Here is a 16203-nt window from a genome sequence, read left to right on the forward strand (position 1 = left end):
TCCTATTTTATCATTTTCTGTATTCTGACGGCGTTCATTATGGCAAGTAACGCAACGCCTACATCTGCGAAGACAGCTTCCCAAAGAGTAGCGATTCCACCGGCTCCCAAAATCAATACAAGCAATTTCACTCCAAATGCCAGTGATACATTCTGCCAAATGATTCTTCGTGTCAGCCTTCCAACTTTGATAGCTTCGGCTACTTTCGACGGTTGGTCTGTCTGTATCACGACATCGGCTGTTTCAATAGCCGCATCACTACCCAGTCCTCCCATAGCAATGCCGACATGACTTAGAGCGAGCACCGGTGCGTCGTTCATTCCATCACCGACAAACGCGATCCGGTTTGCCTCATCCCGCCGCAATTCTTCCAGATGATTCACTTTTCCTTCCGGCAACAAGTCGCCATAAGCTTCCGATATACCGAGCTTCTCTGCAAAGTTAGTAACAATACTCTGTTTATCACCGGATAGTATCTGGATGTTTTCAATATTTAAAGCTTTTAAATTGTCAATAGCTGCCTTTGCATCCTCTTTCAGGGCATCAGCCAACAGCAGATAACCTGCATAACGGTTTCCAACGGCACAGACTACGATGGTATCCGTTATTTCCAACAGTTCTTCCGGGTAGGATATATCAAACTTAGAAAGTAACCGGCAGTTACCGACCAGAACCGTAGTCCCGTTTATCGTCGCCTCCAGACCATAGCCGGCAAATTCTTTCGTACCGGTAACAGCTACACATTCAATATTTTGTTCTTTCGCATAATTCACAACAGCCTTGGCAATCGGATGTGTGCTATCACTTTCTACCGAAGCAACCAGTTTCACTAATTTTTCTTCAGAAATCTCACCTGCACTTTTACAAGCCTGTACTTCAAAGGTTCCTTTTGTCAGGGTTCCTGTTTTATCGAATACCACCGTATTGATCTTGGTGATAGCATCCAGATAATTACCACCCTTGAATAAAATACCCAATCGGGATGCTGCTCCAATCCCCCCAAAGTAGCCTAACGGAATACTAACCACCAACGCACAGGGACACGAAATCACGAGAAAGACCAAAGCCCTGTATAGCCAGTCATTAAATGCAAATACAAATGGAGGATTAATAAGTGAATAGACAAATGGACACAACACAATTAATACTGCAAGCACTATAACAATAGGTGTGTAAATGCGTGCAAACTTACGAATAAACAATTCAGCCGGAGCCTTACGTTCGGAGGCATTCTGAACAAGTTCCAATATTCGGGCAAGTGCACTCTTATCAAAAGGTCTCGTTACCTTGATCCGGATAACCTTGTCAGTTACAATCATTCCGGCAAGCACTTCTTCACCTTTCCGAATATTACGAGGAACGCTTTCGCCCGTTAATGCGGCTGTATTAAAGGCAGCCACTTCATTCTGCATGGCTCCGTCCAATGGTACCCGTCCGCCTGCCTTTATTTCTATGATTTCACCGACTTTTATCTTTTTAGGGCTTTCAATAACAAGATTGCCTTCCCGGAACACTAATGTTTTTTCAGGTCTTACGTCCAATAAGGCTCCGATATTACGCCTGGCCTTATCTACCGCTTTATCCTGAAACAGTTCTCCTACTGTATAGAATAACATCACGGCTACTCCTTCCGGATATTCACCAATATAAAAAGCTCCCAAAGTAGCTATAATCATTAGAGTGAACTCACTGAAATAGTCTTTTTCCCTGATACTTTCCCAGGCTTCTTTCATCACCGGTATTCCTACCGGAAGATAGGCCACGATATACCATATCAAAGCAACAGATCCTTCACGGAAGAATGCTAAATCGAGAGCATTCATAATTATTCCACCTGCCAGAAGCAGGAGAGAGAATATCACTTTCCCATATTCATGAAATACCGAAACCTTTGCATCAACCTTTTTTTCTGCTGCGCATGAATGAGCGCCACAACTACAATGTCCCATAACATTCATCATTTAGTTGATGCAAAGGTAGCAAATGATTCATGCAACAAAGTTGCAAAATCGGTTTTAGAACATATATCCCAATGAGATCATCAGGTTTCTGTTCTTCATTCCTAAATCTTTTGCCACTTCAACAAGTCCGAAATCATAGCTTATGGCAATTTGATATTTCTTACTGAACTCAACTCCGGCTTTCAGTCCAAGACCGAAATCGAATCGTTTCAGACCATCATCTCCAAATATATCTTCAGACATGGAGTTATCTCCTAATTCCGCAATATCTGCAATATCACCGTCCACTTTCAATTTTGCTTTTCCAAACAGACCGACAGCCATATAAGGACCGACACTACCAAATAACGAAAAATCATCATTGACAGCATATTTATACCCGACACGTACCGGTACTTCTAAATAGTATGGATTAAATTTTATGCTCGCAAGTGATCCTCCATCAATTTTAGCACCTTTCAATGTAAGCAATGCAGCGAAGTCCATATAGGCACCACTACCATTCGCATCCTGAGACAATCCCAACTCTGCTTTAACACCTGCGTGAAAACCTATCCTGCTGTCAAAACCTGTAATGGTGTATTTACTAACATTCATACCTGCCATCACACCCCATTTCAGATTATCTTGAGCATTGATACTCACCGCACTTATCGCTACTAAAGCGAATAATAATAAGGCCTTTTTCATACGAATAAATAATTTAATTATTGTTTAGAAATTATGTGAGGCAAAAATAACAATAATTCGCATAACTCCGAGAGATTTGGTGAAAATATAAAAAATAAACGATATGAATCTTATGAGGTATAGTCATAGCAAGGGAACCGGACTATTTCAAACGATTTTACGAGATATAGAACAAAAACACTCCGTACAGAGAAAAAACAAAGAATGAAAGACTGTATAACTTAATTAATTGTTATCTTTGCACAATCAGTCGTAGCGCGACTGTATTGTTTGTTTTAAGAAAAAAAGCGTTTAGCTGATTTCTGTGCTAGTGAAAAGTCCAAAAATTCCAAACACACAGAGAAGCAGATAAATGCTCCTTGCAATATGCGGGGAGTGTTTCCTGTTTGTGTGTTTAGGGCTTGGACTCCCTCACTGGCGGATAGGCAAATGCTCTCCGCTTTTTTTGTGCCTATAAATTTGCTGCAATAGATACAAACAACAAATTAGTAATAATTACAAAGGCAAGTCAATTCGAGTGGAGCGGCACTTGAACGACTGCAAAGTCGAAAACGTAACATCTATATGTTGCTACTTGCCTTTAAAAATATAAGAGACAGAGGCTAGCTACACCTGCAAGGGGAACAAATGGATTCATCCAGGAGTTCCCCTCTATTTTTGTAAAGATGTGTACTATTGGAAAGACAGATATCAGATTTACATATAAAATTAATGATTCTTATTGTCAACCAAAGTTTTTTCCCGATAGTATAATGATTATCATCGGTTTACATGCTGACAATAAGCCATGACAATAGGCTGACAATAAAAAATTAGAACTTTTATTGTCAGCCTGTTCTTTGACCCCTTTGGGGCAAGATTATGGGATTCGTTCCAATGTGTCGATATACTCTGACTTAATTCCCAGCTTGATCCATGTTATAAACTACTGAAGACTATCATTGTCTACAGTAACAATATCATCGACATAAGAAACACATACGCTTTATAAAATGAGTATGCCCCTATTAAATGAATGCTATATAGCCGGTATCTTTCACTTACCAAGCAGGTATTGTTTCATTAAAGTGTCGGTATTGTTAACTCCCCACGGCCGTGACGAGATCTTCCCACGGCTGTGGTAGGAATTTGTCACGGCCGTGAGAAGAAGTTACCACGGCTGTGACGAACTAAAGATACCGGTGCTTTAGTGGAACAATACTAACACTTTAGAGGAACTATACTGGCGTGTTAGCGGAACTATACAGGTATATTAATGAAAGGATATCACTTTGGAAAGCTGTTATAAAAATGTGGTATTATTTCGAAAGGTGCCCATAAAGCTATTGTTTATCAAGTTATTAAAGGTAGCATAAGAGATAAAAACAGGCTGACAGTAAAAGTAGATATATTTTATTGTCAGCCTATTATCAGCATCTATTGTCAGGTGATATAATACTGATATTCATACACTTAAATATCATCCTGACAGTTTGACAATAAAACAGGTATAAATCAATAGAGATAATCATAAAGTTTTTAATAGGGAAGGGCAAAGAATTTATAAAAAGAAAGAAAAAGTTTGCCGTTCTCTTAAGAATAAATATCTTTGTAACCGTGGTTACAGTAACCACGGTTACTAATACAATTCACAGACTATGAGGTTTTATAATAGAGAAGAAGAACTAAAAGAGTTAAAACGAATTCAGAAATTGGCATTTGAGGAAAGTTCAAGAATGACAGTCGTTACCGGTCGCCGTAGAATTGGGAAGACAAGCCTCATCATGAAAGCTGTTGAACAGACTCCCACTGTCTATCTATTTATAGGACGTAAAAATGAGGCAACCTTGTGCGAAGAATTCATCCCACTTATCGCACAAGCCCTGCAAATCTTTGTTCCGACAGAAATCAGAAGTTTCCGAAACTTATTCCAATACCTAATGCAGCTTTCGACTCAACGGACTTTCAATCTGGTTATTGATGAATTTCAGGAATTCTATACTATTAATGAATCCATATTCAGCGATATGCAAAATATTTGGGACCAATATCGGAAGTCCTCACACATGAATTTGATCGTCAGTGGTTCCATCTATTCTCTGATGCAGAGAATTTTCCAAGACAATAAAGAGCCGCTCTTCGGAAGAGCTGATAACATAATCAAGCTGTCAGCATTCAAGCTCTCTGTTCTGAAAGAAATCATGTGTGAATATGCCCCGGCACATTCGAATGATGATCTTTTAGCACTTTATACTTTTACTGGCGGGGTACCTAAATACGTGGAACTTTTTTGTGACAACCATACGCTCCACGTGGAAAGCATGATCCATTTTATGGCTCGCGACAATTCTCCCTTTACCGAAGAAGGAAAAAATCTGTTGATAGAAGAATTTGGGAAAAATTACGGGACCTACTTTTCTATTTTAAGTGCAATTGCCGGAGGTAGAAATACACAAGCAGAAATTGAGGCAACACTAGGAGAAAAAAGCGTAGGCGGCTATCTGAAACGCTTGATAGACGATTATAATATTATCATACGCCAACGTCCCATTTTAGCTAAAGAAAGCTCAACAACTGTCCGATATGAAATATGCGATAATTTTATTAGGTTTTGGTTCAATTACTTCGACCGTAACCGTTCATTGATAGAAATTAAAAACTTTGTAGGGCTGCGTAATATCATAGAAGCTGATTATCCAACCTACAGCGGAAAGATATTAGAACTTTACTTCAAACAGAAATTCGCTGAAAGTTATCAATTCCGTGCTATCGGGTCATGGTGGGAAGCCAAAGGGAATCAAAACGAGATAGATATTGTTGCACTCTGTCTTGAAAAAAACAAAGCAGTAGTTGCTGAAGTAAAACGCCAACGTAAAAACTTTAAGCCGGAGTTGCTGGAACAGAAAGTTGAACATTTGAAGAAAAAGCTACTGCCTCGTTATACCATTGAAACAATGTGTTTGTCGTTGGAAGATATGTAGTACTTAGTCAGGCACGGATTACAGGTTTTCTATGAGATCAGTACCTCATCACCTGCATTCCGTGCCCAATATAATATCATTGTTGGTTTTCTTCCCGATCTGTCCGGATAAACTCCAGAAGTCGTTCCACCGCCTCTTCTTCAGGAATATTTTTCTCTACGCACACCTTACCTTTATAGAGACTGATTTTCCCCCGTCCTGCTCCTACATAGCCGTAGTCTGCATCTGCCATCTCACCGGGACCATTCACGATGCATCCCATGATACCGATCTTCAGTCCCTTCAAATGTGAAGTGGCTGCCTTGATACGGGCAATGGTCTTTTCCAAGTCGTAAAGTGTACGGCCGCAACCGGGACAAGATATATATTCCGTTTTGGAGGTACGGGTACGTCCGGCCTGCAAGATTCCGAAAGCAGTAGCATCAACGACGGCATGGCTCAAGTTACCCTGATTGAACAGGAAGATGCCATCACAAAGACCGTCAAAAATCAAGGCTCCCATATCGGCTGCGGACTTTATCTGCAAATTCTCCGCATCATCTTCCGAATAATGCTGGAAGAAGACAACCGGATTTTGCAAACCTTCCGTCATTAGTTGATGAACCAGTGCACGGTGCTCACCCAAACGGTTCGGATGATTGCTTTGGGAAACCACCACCACTTCCGGATGATGTTTCAGGCAGGCTATCACTTCGTCCGTTTGTGCCATATAGGGCATAAACAGGAATTTAAGCTCCGCATTGCATTCTCCCATTAACGGCAACTGTGCATGATTGAATGCAGGCCAAGTTCCGTCTTCTCCCTGCCATACATCCGCATCAAGAATATATTCCACTTCGTCTTCCCGTTGATCGGGCAAAGCTCTTCCGGCATAAATATAGTCCGGTGTGAATTGCGGGTTTACCTCTGTCTTCCCGTCCATGCGGTCGGCAATAACCACAGGCACATGTTCACCTCCGATATTACGGACAGCTTTTGTCTTGCGGCGTTCGGGAGACAAATAATTAAATTCCGGCGCTTCCAATCCCGGGATATAAGGATGGTCCTGCCTCAACAGAACATAATTCACCAATTTGCGGGCCACCGGGATTTCAGCTTCAGGAGCTTCACTCAAAGATACCCGAATGGTATCTCCCAATCCGTCACTCAACAATGCACCGATGCCAAGGGCGGACTTGATACGCCCATCCTCTCCGTCTCCGGCTTCTGTCACTCCGAGGTGTAACGGGAAAGCCATCCCTTCTTTCTCCATGACGTCTACCAACAGACGGACGGTTTTTACCATGACCACCGTATTGGAGGCCTTGATGGAAATCACCACATCTGTGAAGTTTTCCTCTACACAGATACGGAGAAACTCCATGCAGGACTCCACCATTCCTGCGGGGGTATCGCCATAACGGGACATGATACGGTCGGACAGAGAGCCATGATTTACTCCGATCCGGATAGCCGTGTGATTCTCTTTACAGATATTCAGGAACGGGACAAACCGGTTATGGATTTTCTGTATTTCCTGCGCATACTCCTCGTCTGTATATTCCAGTTTCTTAAAAGTACGCGCAGCATCTACATAATTTCCCGGATTGATTCGCACCTTTTCCGCATATTGAGCAGCCACGTCCGCCACTTTCGGATTGAAATGCACATCGGCAACCAACGGAACCATATATCCCTGGCTACGCAGTCCGATATTAATGTTCATCAGGTTCTCGGCTTCTTTGATGCCCTGGGTTGTGAGGCGGACATACTCTCCACCTGCATCAACAATACGTTTCGCCTGTTCCACACAAGCCTGTGTATCCTGCGTAGACGTGTTTGTCATCGACTGGACACGAATAGAATTGGGGCCGCCCAACGGCACAGCCCCAATATTTACTTCTGTGGTTTCTCTTCGAAAATAATTGAATAGATCAACCATTTTAATTTACGATTTAACGATTTACGATTAAAAGCACTTTGAGTATAACAAATGTGCAGACAATAAACGATTCACGAAGATATTTCAATCGTAAATCGTAAATTGTCAAATCGTAAATCACATTAGTTTGTTTTATATTCAAACTTCACTTCTTTCAGTTCTTCGTTTGCTTTTACGATTTTCTTTTTCAGTCCTTCCTTGTAAGCAGCAAAAGCTTCTGCCAGTTTCTCATCGCTCAATGCCAGCATCTGGATGGCAAGGATAGCGGCATTCATCGCTCCGTTAATGGCAACCGTTGCTACAGGAATGCCCGGAGGCATCTGAATGATAGAATAAAGTGCGTCCACTCCATCGAGCACGGAACCTTTTACAGGTACTCCGATCACCGGCAATGTAGTATTAGCCGCAATCACACCGGGAAGGGCGGCAGCCATTCCGGCAGCAGCGATAATTACTTTAATGCCACGGTTGCGGGCATTCTTCGCAAACTCTTCCACAGCCTCTGGCGTGCGGTGAGCAGAAAGAGCGTTCATTTCGAACGGTACATGCATATCATTCAGCAGCTGTGCAGCCTTCTCCATAACAGGAAGGTCGGACGTGCTGCCCATGATAATACTTACAATTGGAGTCATTTCAATTTACTATTTTACAATTTACTATTTACAATTTAAGTACGGTAAGAATTATCCGTTTACCACAGCTTTATAGGCTTCGGCATCCAGCAAATCTTCTACCGCTTTTACATCGGCCGGTTTCACTTTAATCAGCCAACCTTCGCCATAAGGATCTTTATTTACCAGTTCCGGGTTTTCTTCCAATGCTTCATTTTGTTCGAGCACCTCACCTGCTACAGGCAGGAAAAGATCGGAAATAGTTTTCACTACTTCAATCGTTCCGAAAGTTTCACCGGCTTCCAACGTTTCACCAACAGTCGGGATATCTACGAACACAATATCGCCCAATTGTTCCTGTGCATAATCGGTGATACCAACGTATGCAATGTCTCCTTCAACGCGAATCCATTCGTGTTCGTTCGTGTACTTCAAATTCTGTGGAAAATTCATAATGATTAGTTTTTAGGATTTATACTGTTTTAAAATAAAAATACTCGAAATAAGATGTTACTCACCGGATGAAGTACCAAAAGGGCACATATCAGACCGACAGCAAAACCGGAAAGAACCTCACCCAGCGTGTGATGCCCCAACACAATGCGCGCAGAACCTAATATACCGGCAATCAAAATAAACAGGCATAGCCATGCGACCGGATTGTAACCGAACAAGGCGCTGAAAGAAATCAATCCCCCGATCACTCCGCCCATTCCTGCCATGTGTTCGCTCAACTTCCATTTCAGGTTTACCGCAATGCAAATGATGGACACTACCAGAGAAGCAAGAATGATACCGGTCATATACCACGGGAGATTCAGCTTGCGCATCATCAGCAGGCAGAACACATACGAGATGATGGTCAGCAGGATAGGCACATAACGTTTCTTACGTTCACTCAACTCCTGACGGGCGAATCCATTGATTTTACGAAACAGGAAAATGGTAATAGTAGGTGTCAGTATGGTGAAGCAGTAAACGATTCCCAACACTATCAACTTATATTGTATCGGCATGATACGAAGATAAGAAAACAGGAATAACACCAGAAACGATAAAAACGGAATAGAAAATGGAGTAAAGACCATCGAAGTGACTCTCGCCACCTGCAACATCGTCTTATCCGCTATGATATGTTCTCTCTCTCTGTCCATCAGCACTAATACTTAATACTTTATACTTAATACTTAAAAAACTCTCATTTCCGCAGTCGTGCTACGGGGATATTCAGCTGTTGACGGTATTTGGCTACTGTCCTGCGGGCAATGGGATACCCTTTCTCCTTCAATATATCCGCCAATTCATCATCGGTCAGGGGTTTCTTCTTGTCCTCGCCTTCAATACACTCTTTCAGAATCTTACGAATCTCACGGACAGACATCTCTTCGCCATCCTCTGTAGTATATCCGTCGCTGAAAAAGTATTTGAGCGGATAGATACCGTAATTCGTCTGTACATATTTACTGTTACTCACACGGGAGATGGTCGAAATATCCAATCCCGTACGTTCCGCCACGTCTTTCAGAATCATCGGTTTTAACAGCGATTCATCTCCTTCCAAAAAGAAAGGACGTTGCAGGTCGATAATCGCCTGCATGGTAGTCATCAAGGTATTCTGACGCTGACGGACAGCATCGATAAATCCTTGTGCCGCATCCATTTTCTGTTTCAGAAACATCATCGCTTCTTTAGATTCCTTAGACTGGTTGGCCCTGTTTTTTGTATGCTCCTCCACCATTTCCGTGAAATCACGACTCATACGGAGTTCGGGAACATTGCGGTTATTGAGGCTTACATTAATGGTTCCGTCATCATACGTTTCCACCATAAAGTCGGGAACTATTTGTTGGAGATTCCTGCCGATTGCTTCTCCCAAAGAAGCACCCGGACGTGGATTCAGTTTGGTTATTTCAGTAATGGCTTCCCGGAAAGTCTCTTCATCAATATCCAGTTTCTTTATAATCTTCTCCCAATGTTTACGGGTGAATTCTTCGTAACATTCTCTGATAATCCTTTCTTCCAGATTCAAGATAGGACTGGGAGTTTTCTCTTCTTCTTTTTTCCGGCAAATCTGTATCAACAGACATTCCTGAAGACTACGCGCACCGATACCTGCCGGATCGAAGTCCTGTAAGATGCTCAATGCTTCTTCCAGTTCCTCCTCGGTCGATTCGATACCGGCATAAATCGCCAGTTCGTCGCAGATACTTTCCAAAGATTTGCGAAGCAATCCGTCATCATCCAATGAACCGATCAGATATTCCACCAAGTCACACTGGTGCTCTGTCAGGTTACGTTCACGCAACTGTTCTTTCAGGATTTCATAAAAAGAGGTGGAGTCGGAAAATGGAATATCCTCCGCCTGTTCATCTTTCGAACGGTTGTTCTCTTGCAATTTATAATCGGGAATATCATCTTCTGTCAGATAGTCACTCAAAGAATCATAGTCGTTGGCATCGCTATCCATGCCATCCTCTGCATTGTCGGTATCAGAATATTCATCATCCGTAGCATTCTCTTCTTTACCTTCTTCAAGTGCCGGATTTTCAAGCAGTTCAGCATGGATACGGTCTTCCAGCTCTACTGCGGGAAGCTCCAACAGTTTCACGACCAGAATCTGCTGGGGCGAGAGCGTCTGTACCTGCTGTTGCGCCTGAGATTGTATTTGACGGGAACCTTGTGCCATATTCGTTTTTGCTTTCTACTGTTTCTCGCTACAAAAGTAACTTTTTAACGAGAGATTACACAGATTAGGGAGATAATTTTTAATCCTATAACACAAAATTCGTTATCTTTGTTGCACGAACTTAAAAACTAGGACCATATGTTTGCCAAAGAAACGTATATGCAGCGGAGAGCCCTGCTGAAAAAGAACTTAGGCTCCGGAGTGTTGTTATTTCTCGGAAATGACGAGTGCGGACTGAATTACGAAGATAACACGTTCCGTTATCGTCAGGATTCCACTTTCCTTTATTATTTCGGACTTTCATGTGCCGGACTTTCGGCTATTATCGATATAGATGAAGACAAAGAAATCATCTTTGGTGATGAGTTGTCTATCGACGCAATCGTATGGATGGGGTCACAACCGACATTGCACGAAAAATGCGAACGTGTAGGCGTAAAAAATCTGATGCCGTCTGCTGACATTGTAAGCTATCTCCATCAGTGTGTACAGAAAGGGAAAGCAGTTCACTATCTGCCTCCTTACCGCCCCGAACATAAGCTGAAGCTGATGGACTGGCTGGGTATTCCTCCCGCACATCAGGAAGGTTCTGTTCCATTCATCCGTGCCGTGATCGCTCAACGCAACTATAAATCTGCAGAAGAAATCGCAGAGATAGAAAAGGCTTGCGATGTTACTGCCGATATGCATATTACAGCCATGAAGGTACTTCGTCCGGGTATGTATGAATATGAAGTGGTAGCTGAAATGAACCGGGTGGCCGAATCTAACAACTGCCAACTTTCATTCGCCACCATCGCCACTATCAACGGGCAGACTCTGCACAACCATTATCACGGAAATAAAGTGAGGCCGGGTGATTTGTTCTTAATCGACGCCGGTGCAGAAGTTGAATCCGGTTATGCGGGTGATATGTCGTCTACCATTCCTGCCGATAAGAAGTTCACCACCCGTCAGCGTGAAGTATACGAAATTCAGAATGCGATGCACCTGGAATCTGTAAAAGCTCTCCGCCCGGGTATTCCTTATATGGACGTATACGAACTGTCGGCCCGCGTCATGGTGGATGGCATGAAGACGCTCGGATTGATGAAAGGAAATACCGAGGATGCTGTACGCGAAGGTGCCCATGCGTTGTTCTATCCGCACGGATTAGGTCACATGATGGGATTGGATGTACATGATATGGAGAATCTGGGAGAGATATGGGTAGGTTACAACGGCCAGCCGAAGAGCACACAGTTCGGTCGCAAATCGCAACGCCTCGCCATCCCATTGGAGCCGGGATTTGTACATACCGTAGAACCGGGCATTTACTTTATTCCTGAATTGATCGATATGTGGAAAGCAGAAAAGAAGTTCACTGATTTCATTAACTATGATGTAGTGGAAACTTATAAAAACTTCGGTGGTATCCGCAATGAAGAAGATTATCTGATTACAGAAACCGGTGCCCGCCGATTAGGCAAAAAGATTCCATTGACACCGGAAGAGGTGGAAGCCTTAAGATAAAAGGTTCCATCCTGATAAAAGAAGAACCTTTCTTCTGTTCAATAGCGGAAGCTTTTCATCCGGGTGAAAAACTTCCGCTATTTTTGTCAGAGTACCAAATAGTCCATCTAAAATCACATTTTTTCTACCCTCCTTTTCCCGAATCTTGCGTAATATTGCAACAGAATTAAAACAACTTACTATTTCAAATCCATAAAAACAATGAATAACACCATGAAGAGACTACTTTTATCCGTATGGCTATTGTCACTAACTTTGTTATCCGCCGTAGCCGAAAACTACCCTTATAGAAGTGACGTTCTTTGGGTCACAGTTCCCAACCATGCCGACTGGCTCTATCAAACAGGAGAAAAAGCAACTGTAGAAGTACAATTCTATAAATATGGTATACCCAGGGATAACGTAACCGTCACCTATGAAATAGGGGGAGACATGATGCCTAACGCTGACACCAAAGGGAGTGTGACTTTGAAAAACGGCAAAGCCGTAATTCCTCTCGGCACAATGAAAGAACCCGGATTCCGTGATTGCCGGCTGAAAGCGACCGTAGATGGAAAGACTTACTCACATCATGTAAAAGTCGGTTTTTCGCCGGAAAAGCTTCTTCCATATACTACCATGCCTTCGGATTTCAATGAATTCTGGGAAAAAGCAAAAGCGGAACAAAAAGAATTTCCTCTAACGTACACCAAAGAGCATGTAGAAAAATACTCAACCGATAAAATAGATTGTTATCTCGTAAAATTGCAATTGAACAAACGCGGGCAATGCGTCTACGGATATTTGTTCTATCCCAAGAAAGAGGGCAAATTTCCGGTTGTATTATGCCCTCCGGGAGCAGGAATCAAAACAATCAAAGAACCACTGCGACACAAATATTATGCAGAGCAAGGCTGCATCCGTTTTGAGATGGAGATACACGGCCTTCATCCGGAAATGAGTGACGAAGCATTCAAAGAAATCAGCAATGCTTTTAATGGCAGAGAGAACGGCTACTTAACCAATGGACTCGACAGCCGCGACAATTATTATATGAAACGGGTATATCTGGCCTGTGTACGCGCTATTGATTTCCTGACTTCCCTACCTGAATGGGATGGTAAAAACGTAATAGCACAAGGAGGTAGCCAGGGAGGAGCCTTGGCATTAATCACTGCCGGACTGGATCAACGGGTGACAGCCTGTGTCGCCAATCATCCTGCATTAAGTGACATGGCAGGCTATAAAGCCGGACGTGCCGGCGGATATCCTCATTTCTTCAGGAATTCGGTAGATATGGATACTCCTGAAAAAATAAAGACAATGGCCTATTATGATGTTGTGAACTTTGCGAAATTAATCAAAGCAGATACCTATATGACATGGGGATTCAACGATGATGTATGTCCTCCGACAACCAGCTACATCGTATACAATGTACTAGACTGTCCGAAAGAAGCACTGATTACTCCCATTAATGAGCATTGGACTTCCAACGATACCGAGTATGGACATCTGCTTTGGATAAAGAAGCATTTAAAGTGAAGTTTTAATCATTCCATCTGGATGCGGGCAATTCTTTCTTCCCGTACCATTTCTTCCAGGCATACGCTTTTCTCTTCCTGAGATAAAGCGTATCGCCACTATGCTTTATCGCCTCCCAATTAAAGATAGAATGAGGACGGAGGATCTTTTCAAACCAATAAAGTATGTGATAAGTCACGAATGGCAACACCATCCACCACCATGAAAACAGGATTGATAAAATAAGTGCTGGTATCAGGGTTAAAGAAAAACATTCCCAATACTGTCTGGCATGAATCCGTAGTTCCATTTCTTCCCAGACTTCCAGATATTTATAGCGGGTAAAGAAAAACCAGCCTAACATAAAATAGTGTTTCTTCCCTTTTCCTAAGAACCACTTCGCTAAAAGACTATTATAAAAAATCATATTCACATTTTTTTTGTTGCATGTAGTCCCTTCTTAACAGCAAAAGCAATCAAAGGTTCAATATTTTAAAGTTTTGTATAACAACCATAACATTCTTTCCCTAAATATCACTCAAATATTGTTTATTTTTGTGTTCCTTTGCTTCACTACAACAAAAGGTTTATTTGTATTTTCTGCAAAGGAAATACAAATCACGAATATATCCTAATTTTTCTACTTAATATTTAAAGCTGCTTCCTCCTAAAAATTCACGCAACAAAGAAGTAGGCGGAATTTCCTTATCCTGCACCGGAATAAAATATTTGATAAACTTCAGTAACCGGTAGGCCTCACAATATTCAGGACAGTTTCGCGGGACACCCATCAGAATAGGTTCGGCATGCAAACGAAGTACGGCAAATTCAAAGAGTAGTGCTGAATTAAACATTACATCAGCATTCTCCTGATAAGGAAATATCCATTTATCTTCACCGGCACGCACACTAGGCCAACGTGATATGGTTTCACGTGCAGAGTATCCCCGATAGTTAAAGTCGCGGATAATGCGGCGCAACAAACGGTTGTCAGTAGTCGGAATCCAGTTATGATCATCCAACGAAATAGTGGTCAATGCTGAAACGTAAATCTTGAATTTCCGTTCAGCCGGTATATGCGGTGTCAGTTCCGGATTTAGGGCATGAATACCTTCCAGAATCAGAATTGTATTATCTTCTATTTTCAGTTTATCCCCTTTATATTCCTTTTTGCCTAGAGAGAAATTAAAACGGGGCAGTTCCACCTCTTCGCCACGGAGAAGCGCCTGCAACTGTTGATTAAACAATTCCAGATCGAGCGCATAAAGTGATTCATAATCATAGTTTCCGTTTTCATCCAAAGGGGTTTCTTCACGGTCTACAAAATAATTATCCAAAGAGATCGGGAATGGCTTCAATCCATTTGTCATCAGCTGAATAGAAAGCCGTTTGCTGAAAGTTGTCTTTCCCGAAGAAGACGGTCCGGCAATCAAGACCAGTTTTACCCGGTTACCATTTTCGCCACGATGGAAAATAGTATCGGCTATCTGCGCTATCTTTTTCTCTTGCAATGCTTCCGCAACATTAATCAAGTCAGTGGCATGTCCTTCCTCACAGGCAAGATTAAAATCTCCGGCATTATTAAGTCCCATGATATAACTCCAGTTCAGATATTCCTTAAAGACATCCAGCATTTTCTCCTGTTTCACGACCTCTTCGAGCATATCCGGATTTTCCCGGCTCGGAATCCGGAGCAGCAGCCCGTCATAATACTTCACAATATCGAATAATTTAAGATATCCGGTGCTGGGCAGCAGATTACCATAATAATAATCAACAGTATCACCCAACGTATAATAATAGGTATAAAGGGAACCGGAAGTTTCCAATAACCTCACTTTATCATTCATCCCCCGCTCACTGAAAACCCGTACTGCCTCTGCCGTATGACATTCAATGCGGTGATAAGGAATATTTTCCGCAATGATCTCCTGCATCCGTTGCTTGATACGCTTCACATCCTCAAGTTCAATAGGGCGCCCAATCCGCAAATTACAGAAATAGCCTTTTGACACAGGATGTTCCACAAACAATTTTCCCTCGGGAAACAATTCCGTGACAGCTTTAAACAAGACAAAACAAAGCGAACGGACATAAGTACGCATACCGGACTGATCTCTCACATCCAGAAACTCTACATCCTTATTGTTATATACTCTGAAATTAAGTCCCTCGGAGCGATTATTGACCTTGGCACTCACTACTTGATAAGGAAAATTAAGATTAAAACCGTAATAAATATCCAAAAGTGAGCTTCCGATAGGGAATTCTTTAGAAATATTGTTATTTTTGCAACATATTTGTAACATCTGTTTCATCGAGTTCGTTAAAAGGTGAATAATTTGGTACTAATATACTT

General features: G+C 42.1%; 12 protein-coding genes. 3 read left to right on the plus strand and 9 right to left on the minus strand.

Annotated elements, in window-relative coordinates; all coding sequences use genetic code 11:
• Positions 1-2 precede the first annotated feature (2 nt).
• Entirely contained in the window at positions 3-1949 is a 1947-nt protein-coding gene (locus tag I2I13_RS15485; RefSeq protein ID WP_195649929.1) for a heavy metal translocating P-type ATPase, read from the minus strand.
• 66 nt (positions 1950-2015) lie between these two features.
• On the minus strand, positions 2016-2651 hold the full coding sequence (locus tag I2I13_RS15490; protein ID WP_148367076.1) for a porin family protein: 636 nt from the start codon (positions 2649-2651) through the stop codon (positions 2016-2018).
• 1637 nt (positions 2652-4288) lie between these two features.
• Between I2I13_RS15490 and I2I13_RS15495 the strand changes: the two genes are divergently transcribed.
• A complete protein-coding gene (locus tag I2I13_RS15495; protein ID WP_074636440.1) occupies positions 4289-5611 on the plus strand; it encodes an ATP-binding protein in 1323 nt (440 codons plus the stop codon).
• Between the two features lie 76 nt (positions 5612-5687).
• On the opposite strand, the gene I2I13_RS15500 is transcribed toward I2I13_RS15495, so the two are convergent.
• From I2I13_RS15500 to rpoN, 5 genes are all read right to left on the minus strand, one after another.
• The gene (locus I2I13_RS15500) at positions 5688-7532 is read right to left on the minus strand and encodes a 4-hydroxy-3-methylbut-2-en-1-yl diphosphate synthase (protein WP_195649930.1); all 1845 of its coding nucleotides are present in this window, start codon (positions 7530-7532) and stop codon (positions 5688-5690) included.
• Between the two features lie 122 nt (positions 7533-7654).
• On the minus strand, positions 7655-8164 hold the full coding sequence (gene purE / locus I2I13_RS15505) for a 5-(carboxyamino)imidazole ribonucleotide mutase (RefSeq protein WP_004296231.1): 510 nt from the start codon (positions 8162-8164) through the stop codon (positions 7655-7657).
• Positions 8165-8215: 51 nt separating this feature from the next.
• Positions 8216-8596, minus strand: coding sequence for a glycine cleavage system protein GcvH (gene gcvH, locus I2I13_RS15510; protein WP_074636444.1), 381 nt, complete (start codon positions 8594-8596; stop codon positions 8216-8218).
• Between the two features lie 29 nt (positions 8597-8625).
• Entirely contained in the window at positions 8626-9297 is a 672-nt protein-coding gene (locus I2I13_RS15515; protein ID WP_074636447.1) for a phosphatase PAP2 family protein, read from the minus strand.
• A 44-nt stretch (positions 9298-9341) separates the two neighbouring features.
• Positions 9342-10829 carry an RNA polymerase factor sigma-54 gene (gene rpoN, locus I2I13_RS15520; RefSeq protein WP_074636450.1) on the minus strand — a complete coding sequence of 496 codons (1488 nt, stop codon included), beginning with the start codon at positions 10827-10829 and terminating at the stop codon, positions 9342-9344.
• A gap of 138 nt (positions 10830-10967) precedes the next feature.
• Here rpoN and I2I13_RS15525 point away from each other — a divergent pair, with 138 nt between their 5' ends.
• Together I2I13_RS15525 and I2I13_RS15530 are read left to right on the plus strand one after the other, a co-directional pair.
• The gene (locus tag I2I13_RS15525; RefSeq protein ID WP_195649931.1) at positions 10968-12341 is read left to right on the plus strand and encodes an aminopeptidase P family protein; all 1374 of its coding nucleotides are present in this window, start codon (positions 10968-10970) and stop codon (positions 12339-12341) included.
• Positions 12342-12554: 213 nt separating this feature from the next.
• Positions 12555-13865 carry an acetylxylan esterase gene (locus I2I13_RS15530; protein WP_167511886.1) on the plus strand — a complete coding sequence of 437 codons (1311 nt, stop codon included), beginning with the start codon at positions 12555-12557 and terminating at the stop codon, positions 13863-13865.
• A 4-nt stretch (positions 13866-13869) separates the two neighbouring features.
• Here I2I13_RS15530 and I2I13_RS15535 read toward each other — a convergent pair whose 3' ends face one another.
• Positions 13870-14271, minus strand: coding sequence for a hypothetical protein (locus I2I13_RS15535; RefSeq protein ID WP_099146918.1), 402 nt, complete (start codon positions 14269-14271; stop codon positions 13870-13872).
• 217 nt (positions 14272-14488) lie between these two features.
• Positions 14489-16162 (minus strand): nucleoside kinase, encoded by a 1674-nt coding sequence (locus I2I13_RS15540; RefSeq protein WP_074636456.1) that lies wholly within the window; start codon positions 16160-16162, stop codon positions 14489-14491.
• Between the last annotated feature and the right edge of the window lie 41 nt (positions 16163-16203).

The sequence above is a fragment of the Bacteroides sp. D55t1_190419_B8 genome, assembly GCF_015558905.1.
GTDB lineage: Bacteria > Bacteroidota > Bacteroidia > Bacteroidales > Bacteroidaceae > Bacteroides > Bacteroides vicugnae.